26 protein-coding genes and 3 tRNA genes are annotated in these 19107 nt (G+C 28.9%); 14 read left to right on the top strand and 15 right to left on the bottom strand.

Annotated features, from left to right (window positions below):
- Window positions 1-4: 4 nt before the first annotated feature.
- The 8 genes from AC5YGC_RS00400 to AC5YGC_RS00365 all read right to left on the bottom strand — a co-directional run bounded on the left by AC5YGC_RS00400 (window position 5) and on the right by AC5YGC_RS00365 (window position 4394).
- Window positions 5-79, bottom strand: a tRNA-His gene (locus AC5YGC_RS00400).
- 215 nt (window positions 80-294) lie between these two features.
- A tRNA-Phe gene (locus AC5YGC_RS00395) sits at window positions 295-370 on the bottom strand.
- Window positions 371-375: 5 nt separating this feature from the next.
- Window positions 376-591 (bottom strand): translation initiation factor IF-1, encoded by a 216-nt coding sequence (infA, locus tag AC5YGC_RS00390; protein WP_006997427.1) that lies wholly within the window; start codon window positions 589-591, stop codon window positions 376-378.
- Window positions 592-593: 2 nt separating this feature from the next.
- A complete protein-coding gene (hisD, locus tag AC5YGC_RS00385) occupies window positions 594-1880 on the bottom strand; it encodes a histidinol dehydrogenase (RefSeq protein ID WP_496139690.1) in 1287 nt (428 codons plus the stop codon).
- Window positions 1880-2275: a DUF2948 family protein gene (locus tag AC5YGC_RS00380; protein WP_496139689.1), complete on the bottom strand. Its 396-nt coding sequence runs from the start codon at window positions 2273-2275 to the stop codon at window positions 1880-1882. The genes hisD and AC5YGC_RS00380 overlap by 1 nt, the downstream gene beginning before the upstream one ends.
- Window positions 2275-3528 (bottom strand): UDP-N-acetylglucosamine 1-carboxyvinyltransferase, encoded by a 1254-nt coding sequence (gene murA, locus AC5YGC_RS00375; RefSeq protein ID WP_496139687.1) that lies wholly within the window; start codon window positions 3526-3528, stop codon window positions 2275-2277. The genes AC5YGC_RS00380 and murA overlap by 1 nt, the downstream gene beginning before the upstream one ends.
- Before the next feature lie 2 nt (window positions 3529-3530).
- Window positions 3531-4088, bottom strand: coding sequence for a dCTP deaminase (gene dcd, locus AC5YGC_RS00370; RefSeq protein ID WP_496139685.1), 558 nt, complete (start codon window positions 4086-4088; stop codon window positions 3531-3533).
- 99 nt (window positions 4089-4187) lie between these two features.
- Entirely contained in the window at window positions 4188-4394 is a 207-nt protein-coding gene (locus tag AC5YGC_RS00365) for a hypothetical protein (protein ID WP_496140323.1), read from the bottom strand.
- 168 nt (window positions 4395-4562) lie between these two features.
- Here AC5YGC_RS00365 and AC5YGC_RS00360 point away from each other — a divergent pair.
- Window positions 4563-4637, top strand: a tRNA-Thr gene (locus AC5YGC_RS00360).
- Between the two features lie 2 nt (window positions 4638-4639).
- Here AC5YGC_RS00360 and AC5YGC_RS00355 read toward each other — a convergent pair.
- Window positions 4640-5359, bottom strand: a complete 720-nt coding sequence (locus AC5YGC_RS00355; RefSeq protein WP_496139684.1) for a VTT domain-containing protein — start codon at window positions 5357-5359, stop codon at window positions 4640-4642.
- Window positions 5360-5451: 92 nt separating this feature from the next.
- On the opposite strand from AC5YGC_RS00355, the gene rpmH reads away from it, so the two are divergent.
- The 11 genes from rpmH to AC5YGC_RS00300 are packed head-to-tail and all read left to right on the top strand — an operon-like array spanning window position 5452 to window position 13073.
- Window positions 5452-5616, top strand: coding sequence for a 50S ribosomal protein L34 (rpmH, locus tag AC5YGC_RS00350; protein ID WP_006997435.1), 165 nt, complete (start codon window positions 5452-5454; stop codon window positions 5614-5616).
- A 10-nt stretch (window positions 5617-5626) separates the two neighbouring features.
- Window positions 5627-5971, top strand: a complete 345-nt coding sequence (gene rnpA / locus AC5YGC_RS00345; protein ID WP_496139683.1) for a ribonuclease P protein component — start codon at window positions 5627-5629, stop codon at window positions 5969-5971.
- Window positions 5971-6222, top strand: a complete 252-nt coding sequence (gene yidD / locus AC5YGC_RS00340; RefSeq protein ID WP_496139682.1) for a membrane protein insertion efficiency factor YidD — start codon at window positions 5971-5973, stop codon at window positions 6220-6222. The genes rnpA and yidD overlap by 1 nt, the downstream gene beginning before the upstream one ends.
- Entirely contained in the window at window positions 6222-7898 is a 1677-nt protein-coding gene (yidC, locus tag AC5YGC_RS00335; protein WP_496139681.1) for a membrane protein insertase YidC, read from the top strand. Before yidD ends, yidC begins: the two co-directional genes overlap by 1 nt.
- Window positions 7899-8765, top strand: coding sequence for an acetylglutamate kinase (gene argB / locus AC5YGC_RS00330; RefSeq protein ID WP_496139680.1), 867 nt, complete (start codon window positions 7899-7901; stop codon window positions 8763-8765).
- Window positions 8762-9433 carry a pyrimidine 5'-nucleotidase gene (locus AC5YGC_RS00325; RefSeq protein ID WP_496139679.1) on the top strand — a complete coding sequence of 224 codons (672 nt, stop codon included), beginning with the start codon at window positions 8762-8764 and terminating at the stop codon, window positions 9431-9433. Before argB ends, AC5YGC_RS00325 begins: the two co-directional genes overlap by 4 nt.
- A gap of 29 nt (window positions 9434-9462) precedes the next feature.
- Window positions 9463-10281 (top strand): 2,3,4,5-tetrahydropyridine-2,6-dicarboxylate N-succinyltransferase, encoded by an 819-nt coding sequence (dapD, locus tag AC5YGC_RS00320; RefSeq protein ID WP_496139678.1) that lies wholly within the window; start codon window positions 9463-9465, stop codon window positions 10279-10281.
- Between the two features lie 2 nt (window positions 10282-10283).
- Entirely contained in the window at window positions 10284-11438 is a 1155-nt protein-coding gene (dapE, locus tag AC5YGC_RS00315; RefSeq protein ID WP_496139677.1) for a succinyl-diaminopimelate desuccinylase, read from the top strand.
- Window positions 11438-11632 (top strand): hypothetical protein, encoded by a 195-nt coding sequence (locus AC5YGC_RS00310; RefSeq protein WP_011281728.1) that lies wholly within the window; start codon window positions 11438-11440, stop codon window positions 11630-11632. The genes dapE and AC5YGC_RS00310 overlap by 1 nt, the downstream gene beginning before the upstream one ends.
- Window positions 11633-12562, top strand: coding sequence for a histone deacetylase family protein (locus AC5YGC_RS00305; protein ID WP_496139676.1), 930 nt, complete (start codon window positions 11633-11635; stop codon window positions 12560-12562). It begins immediately after the preceding gene.
- A gap of 31 nt (window positions 12563-12593) precedes the next feature.
- On the top strand, window positions 12594-13073 hold the full coding sequence (locus AC5YGC_RS00300; RefSeq protein WP_496139675.1) for an SET domain-containing protein-lysine N-methyltransferase: 480 nt from the start codon (window positions 12594-12596) through the stop codon (window positions 13071-13073).
- Here AC5YGC_RS00300 and truA read toward each other — a convergent pair.
- From truA to AC5YGC_RS00275, 5 genes are read right to left on the bottom strand one after another with little or no spacing between them, the layout of a single operon-like run.
- Complete coding sequence (gene truA / locus AC5YGC_RS00295) at window positions 13063-13803, bottom strand: tRNA pseudouridine(38-40) synthase TruA (RefSeq protein WP_496139674.1); 741 nt, start codon at window positions 13801-13803, stop codon at window positions 13063-13065. The genes AC5YGC_RS00300 and truA overlap by 11 nt on opposite strands.
- Window positions 13796-14728, bottom strand: a complete 933-nt coding sequence (gene fmt / locus AC5YGC_RS00290) for a methionyl-tRNA formyltransferase (protein WP_496139673.1) — start codon at window positions 14726-14728, stop codon at window positions 13796-13798. Before fmt ends, truA begins: the two co-directional genes overlap by 8 nt.
- A 1-nt stretch (window position 14729) precedes the next feature.
- On the bottom strand, window positions 14730-15248 hold the full coding sequence (gene def, locus AC5YGC_RS00285) for a peptide deformylase (protein ID WP_496139672.1): 519 nt from the start codon (window positions 15246-15248) through the stop codon (window positions 14730-14732).
- A 26-nt stretch (window positions 15249-15274) separates the two neighbouring features.
- On the bottom strand, window positions 15275-17035 hold the full coding sequence (locus AC5YGC_RS00280; protein ID WP_496139670.1) for a hypothetical protein: 1761 nt from the start codon (window positions 17033-17035) through the stop codon (window positions 15275-15277).
- Window positions 17010-17186: a hypothetical protein gene (locus AC5YGC_RS00275; RefSeq protein ID WP_496139669.1), complete on the bottom strand. Its 177-nt coding sequence runs from the start codon at window positions 17184-17186 to the stop codon at window positions 17010-17012. The genes AC5YGC_RS00280 and AC5YGC_RS00275 overlap by 26 nt, the downstream gene beginning before the upstream one ends.
- A 58-nt stretch (window positions 17187-17244) precedes the next feature.
- On the opposite strand from AC5YGC_RS00275, the gene AC5YGC_RS00270 reads away from it, so the two are divergent.
- Both AC5YGC_RS00270 and aroB read left to right on the top strand, forming a co-directional pair.
- Window positions 17245-17757, top strand: a complete 513-nt coding sequence (locus AC5YGC_RS00270) for a shikimate kinase (protein WP_496139668.1) — start codon at window positions 17245-17247, stop codon at window positions 17755-17757.
- Entirely contained in the window at window positions 17744-18850 is a 1107-nt protein-coding gene (gene aroB / locus AC5YGC_RS00265; RefSeq protein ID WP_496139667.1) for a 3-dehydroquinate synthase, read from the top strand. The genes AC5YGC_RS00270 and aroB overlap by 14 nt, the downstream gene beginning before the upstream one ends.
- Here the strand turns inward: aroB and AC5YGC_RS00260 are convergent.
- Window positions 18839-19099, bottom strand: a complete 261-nt coding sequence (locus AC5YGC_RS00260; RefSeq protein WP_496139666.1) for a BolA/IbaG family iron-sulfur metabolism protein — start codon at window positions 19097-19099, stop codon at window positions 18839-18841. The genes aroB and AC5YGC_RS00260 overlap by 12 nt on opposite strands.
- Window positions 19100-19107: the final 8 nt, after the last annotated feature.

The raw sequence follows: 19107 nt of genomic DNA, 5'->3' as shown, positions 1-19107 counted from the left end.
TTTTTGGTACCCGCGCTTGGAATCGAACCAAATCCTATAGTTCCACAAACTATCGTACTAACCGTTATACTACGCAGGCATTCCTTGTTTTTATATTATTTTTGTGTGGATTTAAAATTATATTATAAATAAATAGCCTAAAGGCTATGGAAACAAAGTCTATGAGTACTTCTTGAAGTCTCTCTATATGTAATATTTATAATCATGACCAGTCTTTTAGACAATTAAGAATAATTTTCAATACCTAAATATAAAAAGACGTTGACCTTATTTTTAAATTTTTAAGAGAGGTGGTGGTGGCCCCAACTGGACTCGAACCAGTGACACACGGATTTTCAATCCGATGCTCTACCAACTGAGCTACAGGGCCCCATATTAACCTCTAAAAGTGATACGACCTTTGGTCAAATCGTAAGGTGTCATTTCGACTTGAACCTTATCACCTTGAAGTACTCTAATTCTGTTCTTACGTAATTTGCCTGCAGCATGCGCTGTAACAATATGGCCGTTTTCTAATTTAACTCTGAACATTGCATTCGGTAATAAATCCTCAACAATTCCTGAGAACGACAGCATTTCTTGTTTTGACAAATTTATTTTCTCCTAATTCTTTTTTCTACCGACTTAGCGTGTCCCGCTAAACCCTCGTAGTTTGCAAGTGTTATAACTGATGGACCAAGGGTTTCAATCCCTTTTTTTGATAGATTTATATATGAAATTCTTTTGTAAAATTCATTAACACTAACTCCACTTGAGTATCTTGCTGAAGAATTAGTTGGTAATACGTGATTAGAGCCAACATTATAATCTGTCATTGCCATTACGGCATATTTTCCTAAACAGATAGATCCTGCATTTTTAATCTTACCCACTACTTTTTTAAAGTTCTTAGTGTTAAGTTCTAAGTGCTCGGGAGCAATTTTATTTACTGTATTAATAATTTTTTGGTCAGACTGCATATGAATTATAATTCCATTATTAAGTAGACTATTTTTTGCAATTGCGGCTCTAGGTATTTCTTTTAATTGATTAATAATTTCATCATTAACTTTTTTAATAATTAATTTATCTTTTGAAATTAAAATACATTGAGCAAGATTGTCGTGTTCTGCTTGACCTATTAGATCACTTGCTATCCATTCAGGATTTGAAAATTTATCACAAACAATTGTTACTTCAGAAGGGCCTGCAATCATTCCTTCAATTCCAACATCTCCAAAAACTTCTTTTTTTGCTGCAGCTACGTAAGAATTTCCAGGGCCAACAATTTTATCAACTTTTTTAATTTTCTTAGTACCATATGCAGCAGCTGCAATAGCGGATGGTCCTCCAATTGAATAAATTTCTTTAATCTTACATTTTTTTGCAGCATATAATACAGCAGGATTTTGTTTACCTTTTTGACCTGGATTAACCATAACTAGTCTTTTCACTCCAGCAACAATTGCAGGTATTGCATTCATTAAAACGCTAGAAGGATACGAGGCTGTTGAACCAGGCACATAAATTGCAACCGATTCGATAGGTACGTACTTATACTCTAATTTATTTTTTAGTTTATCCGTATAAGAAATGTTTTTGAATTTTTGTAACGAGTGGAATTTATAAATTCTATCATAAGCAAGATCGATTGCTTTTTTAACTTTTGGATCTAAAGATTGAATAGTTCTATTTATTTGTTTTATACTTGGAGCAATAACACTATTTTTATTAAATCTCTTTTCATACTTTAAGATGGCTTTATCACCATTTTTCTTAACATCTTTAATAATTTTAATAACTGAAACTGAGTTAAGTTGGACTTTATTTTTTCGTTTAGACAGTAATGCGTCTAAAGTTTTGTCAAAGTTTTTATTTTTACTATCTAATATCTTAATCATTAATTAGCTTTGTTTTGGTCATCTAAAGTTACTTCAATTATTTCTGTTGATAATGTAATGTATGCGTTGTTTGTAAACATTAAGTTTATCTCATAGTTGTCATTATTCTTTAAATAATCCATCCCAATTAACTCTAATTTTTCCTCAGGATCATTTTGTTTAATATTTTTAGATTTAACTCTATCTACAAATTCGAATTTGCAAATACTAGTAACTTTTTTATCTTTCTCATCTGTTTCTACTTTAGATCTATTTAATGATAATAAAAAAACTTTATTTGATTGAAGATATTTAATTTCATCAACTTTAACTTCAGCTCCAGAGCAACATGCTGAGATTACTTGCAATCCCTCATTGTCTGTAGCTATAATTTTTGATAAATATTTTTTATTCATTAGTTAGTTCTCTTAATTTTAGCCCCTACTTTTTTTAATTTCTTCTCTATATCTTCATAACCTCTATCAAGATGATATATCCTATTAATTACTGATTTTCCTTTAGCTGCAAGTGCCGCAAGAATTAAAGATACAGAAGCTCTTAAATCTGTGGCCATTAATTCTGCTGCTTCAAATTTGATATTTCCTTCTATGGTTGCTTTATTTCCATTAATAGAAATCTTAGCTCCCATTCTATTTAACTCCGCAACGTGCATAAATCTATTTTCAAATATTTCTTCTTTAATATGAGATTTTTTATTAGCCTTACACAATAATACCATCATTTGTGCCTGTAAATCTGTTGGAAATCCGGGATAAGGAGATGTTTTAATATTTATGCTTTTAATCTTTTTATTTCCTTGAATAAGGATTTCATTTTTTCTTAAAATAATTTTTGATCCTATTTTTTTTAAGATATTAATTTCTGTACTTATTATCTTGGGATCAATTCCAGTAATCTTCAAATTTCCTTCTGTTAATGCTGCAGCTATTAAATAAGTTCCCGCCTCTATTCTATCTGGCATTACTGAATAATTTAATTCTTTAAGGTTATTCACTCCTTCAATCCTAACCGTTCTCTTTGCAGTCCACTTAATATTACAGCCCATATTAATTAAAAACTTAACTAGATCTTTAATTTCGGGTTCAATGGCACAATTTGATAAAGTTGTTTTTCCTTTAGCTAAACATGAGGCTATAATTAAATTTTCTGTAGCACCAACTGAAACTTTAGGAAATTTTATATTCGCCCCTATCAATCCTTTAGGTGCATCAGCGTGAACATAACCTTGGATAATTTTATATTTAACTCCAAGTTTTGATAGCGCTTGCAAATGAATATCGACGGGTCTTGTCCCTATTGCACAACCACCAGGTAATGAAACTTTTGCTTTACCAAATTTAGCAAGTAGTGGTCCTAAAACTAATATTCCTGCTCTCATTGTTTTAACCAAACTATAAGCTGCAAAAGTTTTTGTTTGCTTAGGATTTTTGATAATTAATTCTTTTTTATCATCATCAATAATTGAACCTAATGACTTTAATAAAAGTATCATTGTTTCTATATCTTTTACTCTTGGAAGGTTTGCTAAAGATATCTTTTTATTTGATAACAATGTTGCAGCTAAAATAGGAAGAGATGCATTCTTAGATCCTGAAATTCTAATGTGTCCCTTGAGCTTTGCTGCCCCAAAGACTTCCAATTTTTTCATGATTATACTTTTGGTAAAGTTACTCCAGTTTGACCCATATATTTTCCTTTACGGTCAGCGTATGAAGTTTCAGGAGACTGATCTCCTTTTAGAAATAAAAATTGAGCAACTCCTTCATTTGCATAAATTTTTGCAGGTAGCGGTGTGGTATTAGAAAATTCAAGAGTAACTGTTCCAAAAAATTCAGATTCGATTGGAGTTACGTTTACTATAATCCCTGTTCTTGCATATGTGCTCTTACCAACAACGATACACATAATATCTCTTGGTATTTTAAAGACCTCTATAGTGGTTCCAAGTGCAAAAGAATTTGGAGGAATAATAATATATTCAGAACTTTTTTTAGTTACAAAATTATCTGAACTAAACTCCTTAGGGTCAACGATAGAAGAATTAACATTATGAAATATCTTAAATTCATCCCCCACTCTTGCATCATAACCAAATGAGCTAAGTCCATAAGAAATTTTACCATCTCTGACTTGCTTATCTATAAAAGGAGAAATCATTGACTCCTCAACTGCTAACTTCCTTATAGATTTATCGGAAAGTATTGACATTATTTACTTTTCTTCTTATTTTTTTTTGAAAAATCTTTCTTTTTTTTAAATTTTTTTTTAGAGCCAGACTTAACTTCTCATTTTTTTCTTTGTCATTCATTATTTATCTGGATTAGTCAAAAAATCTAAAGTGATAGGCTTTGATGCATCTAAAATTTTTTCTGGTTCCTCTTGTGCCTTTGGACCTTCTTTAGCTTCACGTTTTGCTTTTCTTTCAGCAAGTTTCTTTTCACGCTTTGCTTGTTTTTCCATTAGCTTATTACCTTTGGTGCTCTTGAAATCATAGTGTATTCCAGTGAACGCCATAGGACCCATATAATAATAATATTCCTCTTCAATTAAATTATTGTCGATATCTAAAACAATTTTTGTATAAATTTTCATAATTTTTTAATATTGAAATTTGATAATTCAATATAATCTACATTTATATTATGGCAATAGTTGGAAGAACAATTATTACTATTACTAAATGCCCTTGTAGTTTTAATGATAAAACAGGCCCTTGGTAAGGGTCAGTTTCGGGTTTGATTCCCGATGAGGGCACCAGATTATTTTTTATAGAATATTTTTCTAGCAATAATTGCAGCTATTAATAAAGCTGCAAAAGCAATCATTGGGATGTAAATATCTGGTGAATATATCAAATCAATGATTCTGGGAGCTTCTAAATTTTGTTCTATGATTTTTTCAAGTCCACTTCCAATTGATACAACTAAAAACAATTGTAGTGTAAGTCCTATTAATGTAGCCCAAAAAAAATTACTTACTTTAACATTAAAAATACAAGGTAATACATTCGATAATGCAAAAGGTATACCTCCTATAAATCTATAAGCTAACAGATAAACAAATTCTGATTTTTTAAATTTTATTTCTAAATTTTTGAATCTATTTAAAAACTTTTCTTTAATTACTTCTTTAAAAAAATAATTTCCAATGATGTATAGAATTGTTGCTCCAATAGTCATTCCAATTACTAAAATGAAGGTTCCAAGCCACTTACCAAAAATAAATCCTGCTAGGAGTGCAACCGGTAAACCAAATCCAGCCATAACAACCCAGACAATTGTAGCTATTAAAAATATTAGAGAAATTAAAAATAAATTAGTTTGCTTTAATCCAAAAAAATAATCTCTATTATTTTTAATAAATTCATAGCTGGTTAATTCTTCGAGGGTGAATTTTGATAAAAAAAAGTATAAAAATGATGAAACAACTAGAAGATAAAATAAACCTAAAGTTATCTTAACTTTTTTTGATTTTTCCATAATTTACTGGTCGTATTATAAAATCTTCTATTTGCTATTTATACATATAATTACTATAAAGAGCGAAATTTAAAAAAACTTAAATAAATCCTATGAAAAGAACATATCAACCCAAAGTTGGAAAACGTCTTAAGAAGCATGGCTTCAGATCAAAGATGGCAACTAAAGGTGGAAAAAAACTTATTAAAAGAAGACGTGATAAGGGACGTAAAAACCTTACGGTGTCATCCACTCAAAAAAAGCCTCAGGGTAAATAAACCAAACTAAATGAAAAGCAAAATTGTTGCTCTTTCTAAAAACGAAGATTTCAAAAATTTACTTAAGAAGAAAAAAATCTCAAATAAATATATCACTCTTTTTTTTGGCTCTCTTGCAGATAAAGATAATAAAAAACTAAATATTAGCTTTGTAGCTAAAAAAAAACTAATCCGTGGTGCCGTAAAGAGAAATAAAGTTAAAAGAAGATTAAGAAATATAATGAACGAAGCTGTAAAAAAATTGTCAATAAACTTTAATTATTCTTACCTTGTGATTGCGAAAATAACTATGCTAAACAATGAATATGCGATAATAAAAGATACTTTATTCCAAGACATAGAAAAGATTAAGTAATGAATATTATATCAAACATTTTAATTGGCCTGATCAAATTTTATAAAATGGTTATTAGCCCCTACTTAACTCCTTCGTGTAGATATCTTCCAACTTGCTCAGAATATACAATTGAATGTTTAAGAACATATGGACTAATTAAAGGGATCTCAAAAAGCACTAAAAGAATATTTTCATGTCATCCTATTAAGATATTGGGTGGCAGTGAAGGATTTGATCCCGTAAACAAAGAATTAAAGGCTAAGAAATAATGGATACTAGAAACGTAATTGCAGCAATATCCTTATCAGCAGCTGTTATTATTTTATATTCTCTTTTTTTTCAGCCAGATCCTGTAACTATTAAAAAAAATCTAGCTGAACAAAATAAAATTGAAAATAATGAAGACACTCCTAGCTTGGATAAAAATGAAAACCTTGCAAAGCTTTCAAGAACGGATGCTTTAAAAGAAAATGATAGAATTCAATTTGAAAATGGAAGTGTTGTTGGGTCAATTTCTTTAAAAGGTGCAGCGATAGACGATCTAACTTTCAAAGAATATAATGTTGAACTTAATGGAAGTGATAAAATAACGTTATTAAGCCCAAGAAATGTTGAGGATGGTTATTTGATTGAAAGTGGCTTTGTAAGTACTAATAAAAATATAGATGTACCTGATGCTTCTACCATCTGGGAAGTTTCTGGAAATAAAAAATTAACTAATAACAATCCCGTAAAACTAACATGGAGTAATACTCAAGGTATTACATTTGAGAAATATATAAGCTTAGATGATCAATTTTTGTTTACTGTAAAAGAAAAAATAATTAATAGATCAGATAAATCTTATAATTTTTACTCGTATGGACAAATAATTAGAAACAAATTACCAGAAATATCTGGCTTTTATATTTTGCATGAAGGGTTTTTATCTGTACTTGATGATCAATTAATTGAGGAAGATTACGACGATATCCAGGAAAAGAAGTTTACTCAAATTGCACAAGAAGGATTTGTTGCTATTTCAGATAAGTTTTGGGTTACATCAGTTATACCACCTAAGGATAAAGAATTTAAAACAACTTTTGACTATAAAAATAAATTCAGAGCGAACTACATATCAACTAAAGGTATTGAGGTTAAAGCAAACAGTTCTGTTGAAGAAAAAATTCAGATTATAGTTGCCGCTAAAAGAGTAAATGTCATTGATGGTTATGCTGAAAATTTAAATATCAATAAATTTGATCTAGCGATTGATTGGGGCTTTATGTATTTCATCACAAAACCTTTGTTCTTTGTATTAGATTACTTCTTTAAATTACTTGGTAATTACGGTTTAGCAATTATTGCTGTTACTATTTGTATTAGATTGGCTTTCTTTCCTCTTGCCAACTTCAGTTTTAAGTCCATGGGAAAAATGAAGTTACTAGCGCCCGAAATGGCTCGTCTGAAAGAATTGCACAAGGATGATAAAATGAAATTGCAACAAGCGATGATGGCTCTTTATAAGAAAGAAAAAGTTAATCCTATGAGTGGTTGTTTGCCTATCCTGGTTCAAATTCCAGTTTTCTTTGCATTATATAAAGTATTATTTGTAACCATTGAAATGAGACATATGCCATTTTATGGATGGATACATGACTTAAGTGATAGAGATCCAACATCTTTATTTAATGTTTTTGGTTTACTGCCTTGGGATCCACCTTCTTTCTTATTAATAGGTGCGTGGCCTATCATTATGGGTATCACAATGTTTATACAACAAAAGCTTAACCCTACTCCACCAGATCCTATACAGGCTAAAATATTTATGTTCTTTCCAGTATTTTTAACTGTAATTCTTGCACCATTTCCTGCAGGTCTTGTTATCTACTGGAGTTTCAACAACATCTTCACAATGATTCAGCAATATATTGTTCAAAGAAAAATGACTATTAAAACAACATAAATGTCATCGTTAAAAGAAGAAGAATTAATAAACATCCTACCTAAAGACGGCCCAACAGTTGAAGAAGTAAAAAAATACTTAGAAAAATATAATGATGAATTTATTATCATTAAGTGTGGTGGCAGTGTTTTAGTTGATCCAAAATTATTTAAAATTTTTATTGAAGATGTGGTCGTTTTAAACAAACTTGGTTTTAATCCTATAATTGTTCATGGAGGTGGAAAAAGAATTAACAGTAAACTTTCTGAAGTTAATATTAAAAGTAATTTTATTAATGGACTAAGAGTTACTGATAAAGATACCATCAGCATAGTTGAGGATGTATTAATCGAATTTAATAAAGAGATTGTTGAAGCTTTAAATGAGTTAGCTTGCAAAGCAAAAAGGATTACTTCAAAAGAAAATAATGTAATTACTGTCGTACAAGAAAACAAAGACCTTGGATTTGTGGGAACACCTACTGAAATTAATAAAGATCTATTAACTGAAACAATAAAAGCAAACGAAGTACCTGTTGTTGCACCCTTAGGTTCAGATAAAGATAATCAGATTTTTAATATAAATGCCGATACTGCTGCAGGATCGATCGCAATTGAGCTAAAAGCAAGAAGATTAATGATTATTAGTGATGTTGAGGGCGTATTAGATGGTGAAAAAAAACTAATCCCTGAAATTAATTCTAAAAAAGCTAATGAATTAATTGATCAAGAGGTAATTTCTGGTGGAATGATACCTAAAATTAAGAATTGTCTAAATGTTGCAAGTAATGGAGTCAAGGCAGTTGTGATAATTGATGGAAGAAAAAATCACTCACTCCTTTTTGAACTATTATCTGATAAAGGTTCAGGAACTTTAATTAGAAAATGAAAAACTTAATTAATACTAAATACTGGCTATTCGACCTAGATAATACTTTATATTCTGGACAAACAAAGGTTTTTTCTGAAGTTGATAAAAAGATGTCTTCTTTCATTTCAAAGAAATTTAACGTGGATTTAATTAAAGCAAGAGAAATTCAAAAAGAATATTTCTATGAGTATGGAACAACATTATCAGGATTAATGAATCACGATAAAATTGATCCACACGAATTTTTAGAATTTGTTCATGATATTGATATTAGCTGGCTTCCTAAAGACGAGCTGTTGCGAGAAGAATTAATTAAAATTAAAGAAAAAAAATATATCTTTACTAATGGTTCTCATGCGCATGTGGAAAACGTAACCAAACAACTAGGTATAGATGGTTTGTTTGATGGAGCGTTTGATATTGTTGATGCTAATTTTATTCCAAAACCAAAAATTGAACCTTATAAAAAGATAGTAGAAAAATTTGATCTTGATCCAACAAAATCAATATTGATCGAAGATATTGCTCATAATTTAGAACAAGCTAAAAACTTAGGAATGAAAACTTGCTGGCTTGAGAATGATGAAATATTTGCAAAAAAAGATGCAGATAAACCATATATTGATTATAAGATTAAGAACTTGCCTTCTTTTCTTCAAGAAATTAATATATTAAAAGCACAATAAAACTAACCTACTAACAATAAAGCAAAACTATGAAAGAATTTGAAAACATTATCAATACAGCTTGGGACAATAAAGATTCAATTAATGGTCAATCAGACCAATCAATATTAAATACAATTAAAGAAACAATTGAACTTGTTGATAAAGGTGTTTTAAGAGTTGCTGAAAAAAAAGATAATGAGTGGGTAGTTCATCAGTGGATTAAAAAAGCAATCCTTTTAAGTTTTAAAACTAACGAAATGCAAACTCTTGCAGGCCCTTACGCTACATGGTGGGATAAGGTTAGAGGAAAAACTGCAGGATGGGGAAGAGAAGAGCATAAAAAAGCTGGCTTTAGAATGGTGCCTAATGGAGTGGTTAGACATGGATCATTCATTGGAAAAAATGTTGTCTTAATGCCTTCATTTGTAAACATTGGAGCTTATGTAGATGAAGGAACTATGGTGGATACTTGGGCTTCTGTAGGATCTTGTGCTCAAATAGGAAAGAACTGCCACATATCAGGTGGTGCTGGAATTGGAGGTGTATTAGAGCCAATGCAAGCTAACCCTACTATCATCGAGGATAGCTGTTTTATTGGAGCTCGTTCAGAAATAGTTGAAGGGGTAATTGTTGGAGAAGGATCTGTATTATCTATGGGTGTATTTATTGGTCAATCTACAAAAATTGTTTACCGAGAAACTGGTGAAGTAATCTATGGAAAAATTCCACCGTACTCAGTAATAGTTCCAGGCAGTCTTCCAAGTAAAGATGGCAAAGGTCCTGCTTTATATTGTGCGGTAATTATTAAACAAGTTGATGAAAAAACTAGATCTAAAACTTCTATTAACGACCTATTAAGAGACTAAAAATGTCAACTTACAATGAAATCACATTAGCTAAAGAGCTAATAAGATTTCCAAGCATTACACCAGTTGATGCTGGAGTAATGAAATTCTTAGCTAAAAAATTAACTGCTATTGGTTTTAAATGCAAGATTTTAGAGTTTAAAGATAAAAACTCTAAACCAGTTAAAAACCTATATGCAAGATTGGGTAATTCTCAACCAAACTTTATGTTTGCTGGTCATTTGGATGTGGTACCTCCAGGAAATATAAAAGATTGGACGATTAAACCTTTTAGTCCAGCTATTAAAAAAAATCATCTTATTGGTAGAGGTGCTAATGACATGAAAAGTGCAATTGCAAGCTGGGTTGTTGCTGTAAATAACTTTGTATCAAATAATAAGAAAATTAATGGATCGATTAGTTTATTAATTACTGGCGATGAAGAAGGTGTTGCAATTAATGGCACTAAAAAAGTAGTTGATTACTTAAAAAAGAAAAAAGAAAAAATAGATTTTTGCTTAATTGGTGAGCCAACAAACCCCAATAAACTTGGTGAAATGATTAAAATTGGTAGAAGAGGAAGTATCAATGCTGAATTAACTATAATTGGAACTCAAGGTCATGTTGCATATCCTCATCGTGCTAAAAATCCATCGACTTCATTGATCAAAATACTAAATGAAATAAAAGAAATAAAATTTGATAAAGGAACAAAAGACTTTCAGCCAACAAATTTAGAAGTAACTAAAATTAATATAAATAACACAGCTGATAATGTTATTCCAGGACTTGCAAGAGCTACCTTTAACATAAGATTTAATAATAAACATACATCTTCTAGCTTAAAGAATAGATTAAATAAAATTTTCAAAAAAATTACTAAAAAGGATAAATCTAATTTTAAAGTAGAATATCGTGTATCAGGTGAGGCTTTTTTAACTAAGCCCAATAAAACAACTTACATGATTCAAGATGTAATAAAAAAAATTACAAAAATTAAACCTCAATTGTCTACAACAGGTGGAACTTCAGATGCAAGATTTATTAGAAAAATTGCTCCATGTTTAGAATTTGGTTTAGTAGGTAAAACAATGCACAAAGTAGATGAGGCAGTATCTATTTCAGACTTAAAAAAGTTAACAAAGATATATTCTGAAATTCTTAAAAATTACTTTTAATGATTTGCATTAAAACAGATATTCCTAAAGAACTGAATGATATTGATGATGAATTAAAAGCTATTTATCACTCTAAAGATACAGTTTGTTTTTTTGTTTTTAAGAATAGAGAGCAGCGTAATGAGTTTGTAGAAAGAACCAAAGGAATGCCAAAAGTAGAACGAGAAACTATTTACCAAGAATATCTATCTTAAATGAAAACTGGTTTAATAACCTCTGATACTTATCAAAATCATAATACAGGCGACGGTCATCCAGAGAAAATTGATAGAGTTGCAGTAGTCATCGATAATTTCAAAAAATTAGATAATAAAGATTTAGTTTGGAAAAAACCTTCAAGATTTGACCGGTCACTTTTAGAAATAACTCACAATTCTGATTATATAAATTTTGTAGAAAAATCTTTTCCTGAAAAAGGATCATTTTTTTTAGATGGAGATACAATTGTCTCTCCAGGAAGTAAGGATGCCGCGTCTGATGCCGTAGGTTCAATTATTACAGCTATTGATGGTGTTCAAAATAAAGATTTTAAAAACGCTTTTTGTGCCGTTAGACCTCCAGGGCATCATGCAGAGAAAAATAAAGCTATGGGTTTTTGCATCTATAACAATGTGGCTGTTGGAGCCAATTATCTTATAAATAAGTACAAACTTAAAAAAGTAGCAATTATTGATTTTGATGTTCATCATGGAAATGGTACTCAAGATATTTTTTACGATAATGAAAAAGTTCTATATATTTCTACTCATCAATACCCTTATTACCCCGGGTCAGGCACTAATGATGAAAAAGGAAAACATAACAATATATTAAATATTCCTTTGCCAGCAGGAACAACCTCAGAAGAATATTTAAATGCATATGAATTTGTACTTAAGAAAATTAAAGAATTTAAACCTGAATTTATCTTACTTTCTGCTGGGTTTGATGCTCACAAAAATGATCCATTGGCACAACTTCAATTAGAGTCAAAAGACTTTTATAATATTACCAAAAGAACGCTAGAGCTATCAAAACAATATTGTGATGGAAAAGTAGTATCAATTTTAGAAGGCGGATACGATCTATTAGCACTTCAAGAAAGCACTGAGATGCATGTAAAAGCTTTACTAGAATTTAATTGATAATTTCTCAATACACATTAAAGAACTCACAATGAAACTTTATAAAATTCGAAAATCTAACATCGACAAAAAGGGACGTGGCCTTTATGCTGCAAAAGATATTAAAGAAGGTACTAGAATTGTTGATTATGTTGGAAAAATTATTACTAAAAAACAAACTGAAGCGACTGAAAGGTTTGATAACGCAAAACCTATCTACTTATTTAACTTAAATAAGAAATATGACATGGATGGAGACGTGTCTTGGAACCCTGCACGTTTAATAAATCACTCTTGTTCTAATAACTGTGATTATAATGGAACTGGCTTAAAATTATGGTTGATTGCTATAAAAGATATTAAAAAAGGTGAAGAGATAACAGCCGATTATGGATTTGGTTATGATGAAGATTATAAACAATTCAAATGCAAGTGTAAATCAAAAAACTGTTGTGGCTATATTGTTAGAGCAGAGTCTAGATGGAGAATTAATAAAAAATTTAGTATCGGCAGACAAAAGGCTAGTAAATAACTTTTTCTAAAAATAATCCCTCAGCAGGTGCTGGTGGTGCACAAAGAATTCTTTTTTTTGCTTTAATAACAAATTCAAATTTTTTTAAACTCCATTTATTTTCAGCCAAATATTTTAAACTACCTACCATTGATCGTACTTGTTGTTGTAAAAATGATTGAGATTTAAATTGTATTTCAATTCTTCCGCCATTTGATTTAATCAAAACAGATTTCATAGTTTTAATTGGACTATTTGCATTACAGCTTGATGCCCTAAAAGTAGAAAAATCTTTAGTACCTAAAAGTTTTTTTGCCCCTTTTTTCATTAACTCAATATCTAATTTTTTAATTATGTGCCAACCTCTTTCTTTTTCAAGAGAAGGCTTACTTAATCTATTAAAAATTATATATTTATAAATTCTTTGTTTAGCTGAATATCTTGCGTGAAATTTTAGACTTCTTTTTTTAATTGCTAAAATAGAAATACCTTTATCATTTATAAAATGATTAATTGATCTTAATAATTTATCTAAATTTTGAATTTTTTTTTTACTGTCAAAATGAGCTGACTGCTCTATTGCATGGACACCAGTGTCTGTTCTTCCAGATCCTATCAATACCACTTTTTCTTTTAAAAGTTTTGATAATTTAGCTTGTATTTCTTTTTGAATTGATTTTCCTTTAGATTGTATTTGCCAACCTACAAAACTAGTTCCTATATATTCTATTAAAACTTGATATCTAAACATTTGTTAATCTTGATCCTTTTGTTATTTGAGAACCAGGAACAAATTCATTAATATTTTGAGGCTTTTTTCCTTGTCTTTGAATTTCAATAACTTTTATGGATTTGTGATCCCCACAGCTAATTTCTAAATCACTAGTCATTACTTCACCTATCTCACCACTTTTAGTGCCTAATTCTGCTTTTAAAATTTTGTATCTTTCTTTTTTAAAAATAAAAAAGGCCCCAGGACTTGGGTATAATCCATTTATTTTTCCAATAATACTTTCTGCATTATCATTCCACTGAATTTCACCCTCTAACTTTTCAATCTTAGAGGCGTAAGTTGCTTTTGTGTCATCTTGTTCTTTAAATGTTAATTTATCTTCAAATATACTATGTATATTTTCTATAATTTTTTCTGAAGCTAAAATTGAGAGTTTATTTGATATAATTTCTGCATTATCACTATCTTTAATTTCTACTCTATAGCTATTGCAAACTGGACCAGTATCAAGTTTTTCTCCTATTCTCATAATACTAATTCCCGTTTCTTTTTCTAAATTCATAATAGATCTTTGAATGGGTGCTGCTCCTCTCCACTTCGGTAGAAGGGAGGCGTGAATATTTATAAAACCTTTTTTGGCAAGATTCAAAAATTCTTTGGGTATTATTTGACCGTAAGCCACAACAATTATCAAATCTAGATCTAGTTGTTTTAAATATTCATACTCTTCTTTATTTTCTTTTAATGTATCTGGTGTTCTGCAATTTATATTGCGGTCTTCAGCTACAGTTTGTATTAGTGACTTATTTATTTTTTGACCTCTTTGAGATTTTTTTGGTGGCTGTGTATATACGGCAGATATTATATAATTTTTTGAATACAAAGATTTTAAGATCGGTACAGCAAATAATGGAGTACCCATGAAGACAATTTTTTTTGTCATTTTAAACGATTATTCTATTCAACTTAATTTTAGAAAGTTTTTTAATTATCATGGATTTTTTTAATTTAGACAAATAATCTATAAATAAAATTCCTTCTAAATGATCCATTTCATGTTGGACACAAGTTGCTAATAATCCATCTGCTTTTAATAATTGTTTTTTTCCATTGTAATCTAAATACTCAACTTCACATTCATTTGGTCTTTCTATTTCAGCAAACTGGTCTGGGACAGATAAACATCCCTCTTCATATTTTGATGTTTCATTATTTTTATTTTTAATTACTGGATTAACAAAGTATCTTGGTTCTTTTTTATCTTCATCTCTACTTATATCCATCACTATAATTCTTTTTGGTACACCTATTTGAATTGCTGCAAGACCTATTCCAGGTGCTGCATACATAGTATCCAACATATCATCCATAAGCCTTCTTTCTTCATCACCAACACTTTCAATTGGTTTAGAAATCTGTCTTAATAGTTTATTTGGTTCTGTTAAAATTGGTTTAACTGACATAATGACTGATTATTTTAGTATAAATTTTAAACTTTTAAAGGAAGAACTTTAAAGAGTATCCTATTTCTTAGTGGATCCGCATTTAACTGATTAAGTGCACTTATAATAAAATATAATGTATCCTCATCAATACTCTTTAAGTTGTCCTGCCCAATAACCTCAACAATTCTAAGCAATGCTGCAGCCATATCACTACTGTTAATAAATATTTGAATATCAGATGGTATTTCTGAATCATTTATTTGGTATAAATCATTATACTTCTCTAAAATCTTGATGCCATCAGACTTAAAAGCCTCAACTAAAATTACGTCTTTTTTAGAAAAAAAATATTTTTTGTCTTTCTTAATTTTTTTTAAGAAATTATTTAGTTCTTTTGTAGGATCATTTTTAGATTTTTCTAGTTTTAAATAATTTATCAATTTTGATTGATGTAAAATTTTATTATTTATTTTAATATTTGCTTGTTCGGTCTCCTCATTATCTAAATTATTTTGATAAAATGTTGTAAAGTTTGAAGGGATCTTATCTTCTTCTATATTATTTAAAAAAGCTTTTAATTCTAAGTTAAATGCATTCTCAATACCTTCATTTCTAAAAGAATTTTTAAGAGCATTCATTAATTGTAATTTATTCTCAATTTCAGTAGTAATTAAAATTCCTTGGTAAATTAATGCTCTCATTTCTATTTTTGAAAGTACTTTAGTGGATTCTTTAATATTTAATAATTGATTAATATTAAATTGAAATCTCTTATAAAGTTCAAATAATTCTTTTTCTTCATAATTACCTTCATGCGTTGCTTTTTCTATACTGCTAATTTTTTCTATATCTGTAAGCTCAATATCACTAATATCGTCTAACAGATTTGAAGTTGATAAATATTTCCATATTTGTCTAGATGTAGTATTTTTTGGTTCAAATTTAAAATCTGGATTTGTTCTGTGTGATAAATGAAAATCTAAAATTGTTTTTTCTGAAATCTCTATTGCTGGTTCTGTATTATACCCCATTAAATAATCAATTTTTTGATTAAAAAACTTATCAGTAATACCTAATTCTGACTGAAGATCGATAAGCAATTGAGCCTCTTCTCTTTTATTATTATTAATTAAGCAGTAAATATTAAATTTAGATAAATATAGGTCTTGTACTGGTTCTTTAATTTCAGAAAAAATCTCACAAGCTTTTTTAACATCTGATTGTGACAGATAATAATCTACTAAATGTTTAGTAAGTTTTGGGTGCTCATTGATAATCTGATTATTTAATAAATATTTTTCAATTAAATCAAAGTTTGAATGTTTGATAAGCCATTTTGATTTAATTTCTAAAAATTGCTCTTTTGAAATATTCATTTCTGGATAGTGTGCATTAGTTAATAATAAAATATCCAAAATTCCTGCAGCATCTTTTGAAAGCTCTAATTTATCTATTCTTTTAAAGATATTTAAAATTTGATCCCCGTTAGAATTGGACCACATATTAATATCTAAACCATTTTCTGCAGGGTCATAAATTCCAACTAATTTTTTTTCTTTTGAAATTAAAGTTTGTGTTTCCTCTATACTTAACTCTCCTTCTTTTTGGGACTGCATTTCATAAATACTATTTTGTGGAATATTTGTTCCAGCTTCATCTTCGATTGGGATTGTATTTTCTTCAGGTTTTTTTTCACCTACCTCCCAAATATCAACTGGTTCTTGTGAGTTGGTTGCATAACCAAAAAATAAAGAAAATAATATAACTAAAAAATAGTTCTTACTTAACAATTTTAAGTTTTTCATTAGGGATGATTTTTTCAATATCTTTATTTGGAGATGGAAATTCAATTTTCCCAAGTAACACGGTAACTCCAATAAAAATAATTATTACCAATGCTATTTTGATTAATAGACTTTTACTACTACCACTGCTTGTGTTTTTAGAAAATTGCATATATTCTTTAATAATTTCAAATTAAGACATATTTGTGTTTTTTCAATAAAGAAAGCTTATGAATTCAAATAAAAACCTCGTTTTTTTAGGCATGATGGGGTCAGGTAAATCCTCTATTGGAGCTATGGTTTCAAAAAAATTAAACATCCCATTCATTGATATAGACAATTTAATCGAAGAGCACGCTGGAATGACCGTCTCAGAAATATTTGAAGTAAATGGAGAGGACTACTTTAGAAATTTAGAGGAAAAGATAACAATTAAATCTTTAAAACAAAAAAATGTTGTTGTTTCGTTGGGTGGTGGAGGTTTTATTAATGACAAGATCAGAAAAGATGTCTTAACAAATCATTTTTCGTTTTGGCTAAATTGGGATGATTTAGTTTTAATTAAAAGAATTAAAGGTAATAAGAAAAGACCCTTAGCCTCGAAGTCAACTGAGCAAGAAATTAAAGCCATTATTAACAAAAGAAAAAAAGTATATTCAAAAGCTAATTTTAAAATAAACTGTAATAAATTAACAAAAAGTGAAATAGTTAAAACAATAATAAAAACATATGAGTTTAATTAAATTAAAAGTTAGTACTAACAGTCAAAAATATTCAATTATTATTGGAAATAATATTTTAAACAAAATAAGTAAATTTTTGAAAGAAAGTTCTATTAGCTTTAATCAATGCCTTCTTATAGTTGATAAAAATGTTCCAAAAAAATTGGTAAAAAGTGCTTTAAAATCTTTACCAAAAGGATCAGTTACAATTCATTATTTTAATGCAAGTGAAAAAAATAAGAATCAAAAAAGTTTCAATAAAATCATATCAATTCTTTTAAAAAAAAATTTTAATAGAAATGACTGTTTAATTTCTATTGGTGGGGGTATTACTGGTGATGTGTCAGGCTTTGCAGCAAGTATGTATAAGCGAGGCCTAAGGTTTGTTAATATACCAACAACACTACTTTCGCAGGTTGACTCATCTATTGGAGGAAAAACTGGTGTAAACACCAAGTATGGTAAGAACTTAATTGGTTCATTTTACCAACCTAGTCTTGTTATATCAGATATTAATTTTTTAAACTCTTTACCAAAAAGAGAAGTTGTGTGTGGATATGGTGAAATTTTAAAACATTCCCTTATTGATGGAAAAAAATTCTTTTCTTTTTTAAATAATAATGGGAAAAAAATCTTAGAATTAAAAAGTCCTTTTATACAGAAAGCTATACAACAAAGCTGCTTGATTAAAAAAAAAGTAGTTGAGGCTGACGAAAAAGAATTGGGTATAAGAAAAATACTAAATTTTGGGCATACCTTTGCCCATGCTTTTGAGGCAACACTAGGTTATTCTGCAAGGTTAAATCATGGCGAGGCAGTTATCCTTGGTATTAAAACTGCAGCAAAATTTAGTTTATTAAATAAAATTTTGAATAAAAAAGAATTTAACTTAATTAACGATCACTTAAATGATCTAAGTCTTCCAAGAGATATTAATAAATTTTTTTCAATAAAAAATTTAAATACAATTTTATCCTTTATGAAAAAAGATAAAAAAAACAATACAAAGAAAGTTAATTTAGTTTTACTTAAAAAAATAGGTTCCCCAGTTTACAAATTACAGTTTAATGAAAAAACTATTAATCTCTTTTTAAAAAAAGAATTAACTAAGTAGTATTTGAATGGAATGTATGTGTTTTTTCAACTCATGATCTAAAATATTGTAGATTTTCTTGGTTGACTCTATCTTATTTAATTTTTTTAGCTCTTCAGATTTAATAATTAATTTTAAGTGGAACATTCCTGCTTGGTTTCCTTTATGATTTTTATGTAAAAAACTTTTATCTTCAATTTTAATATCCTGTATAATAATTTCTGCTTCAATTTTACTTTTAACAATCTTAATTAATTCGTTTATATTCATAAATATTA

This window comes from Candidatus Pelagibacter sp. uisw_138 (genome assembly GCF_059512485.2).
The sequence above is the reverse complement of the archived record's forward strand: the minus strand, read 5'-3'. Positions and strand labels throughout refer to the sequence as shown.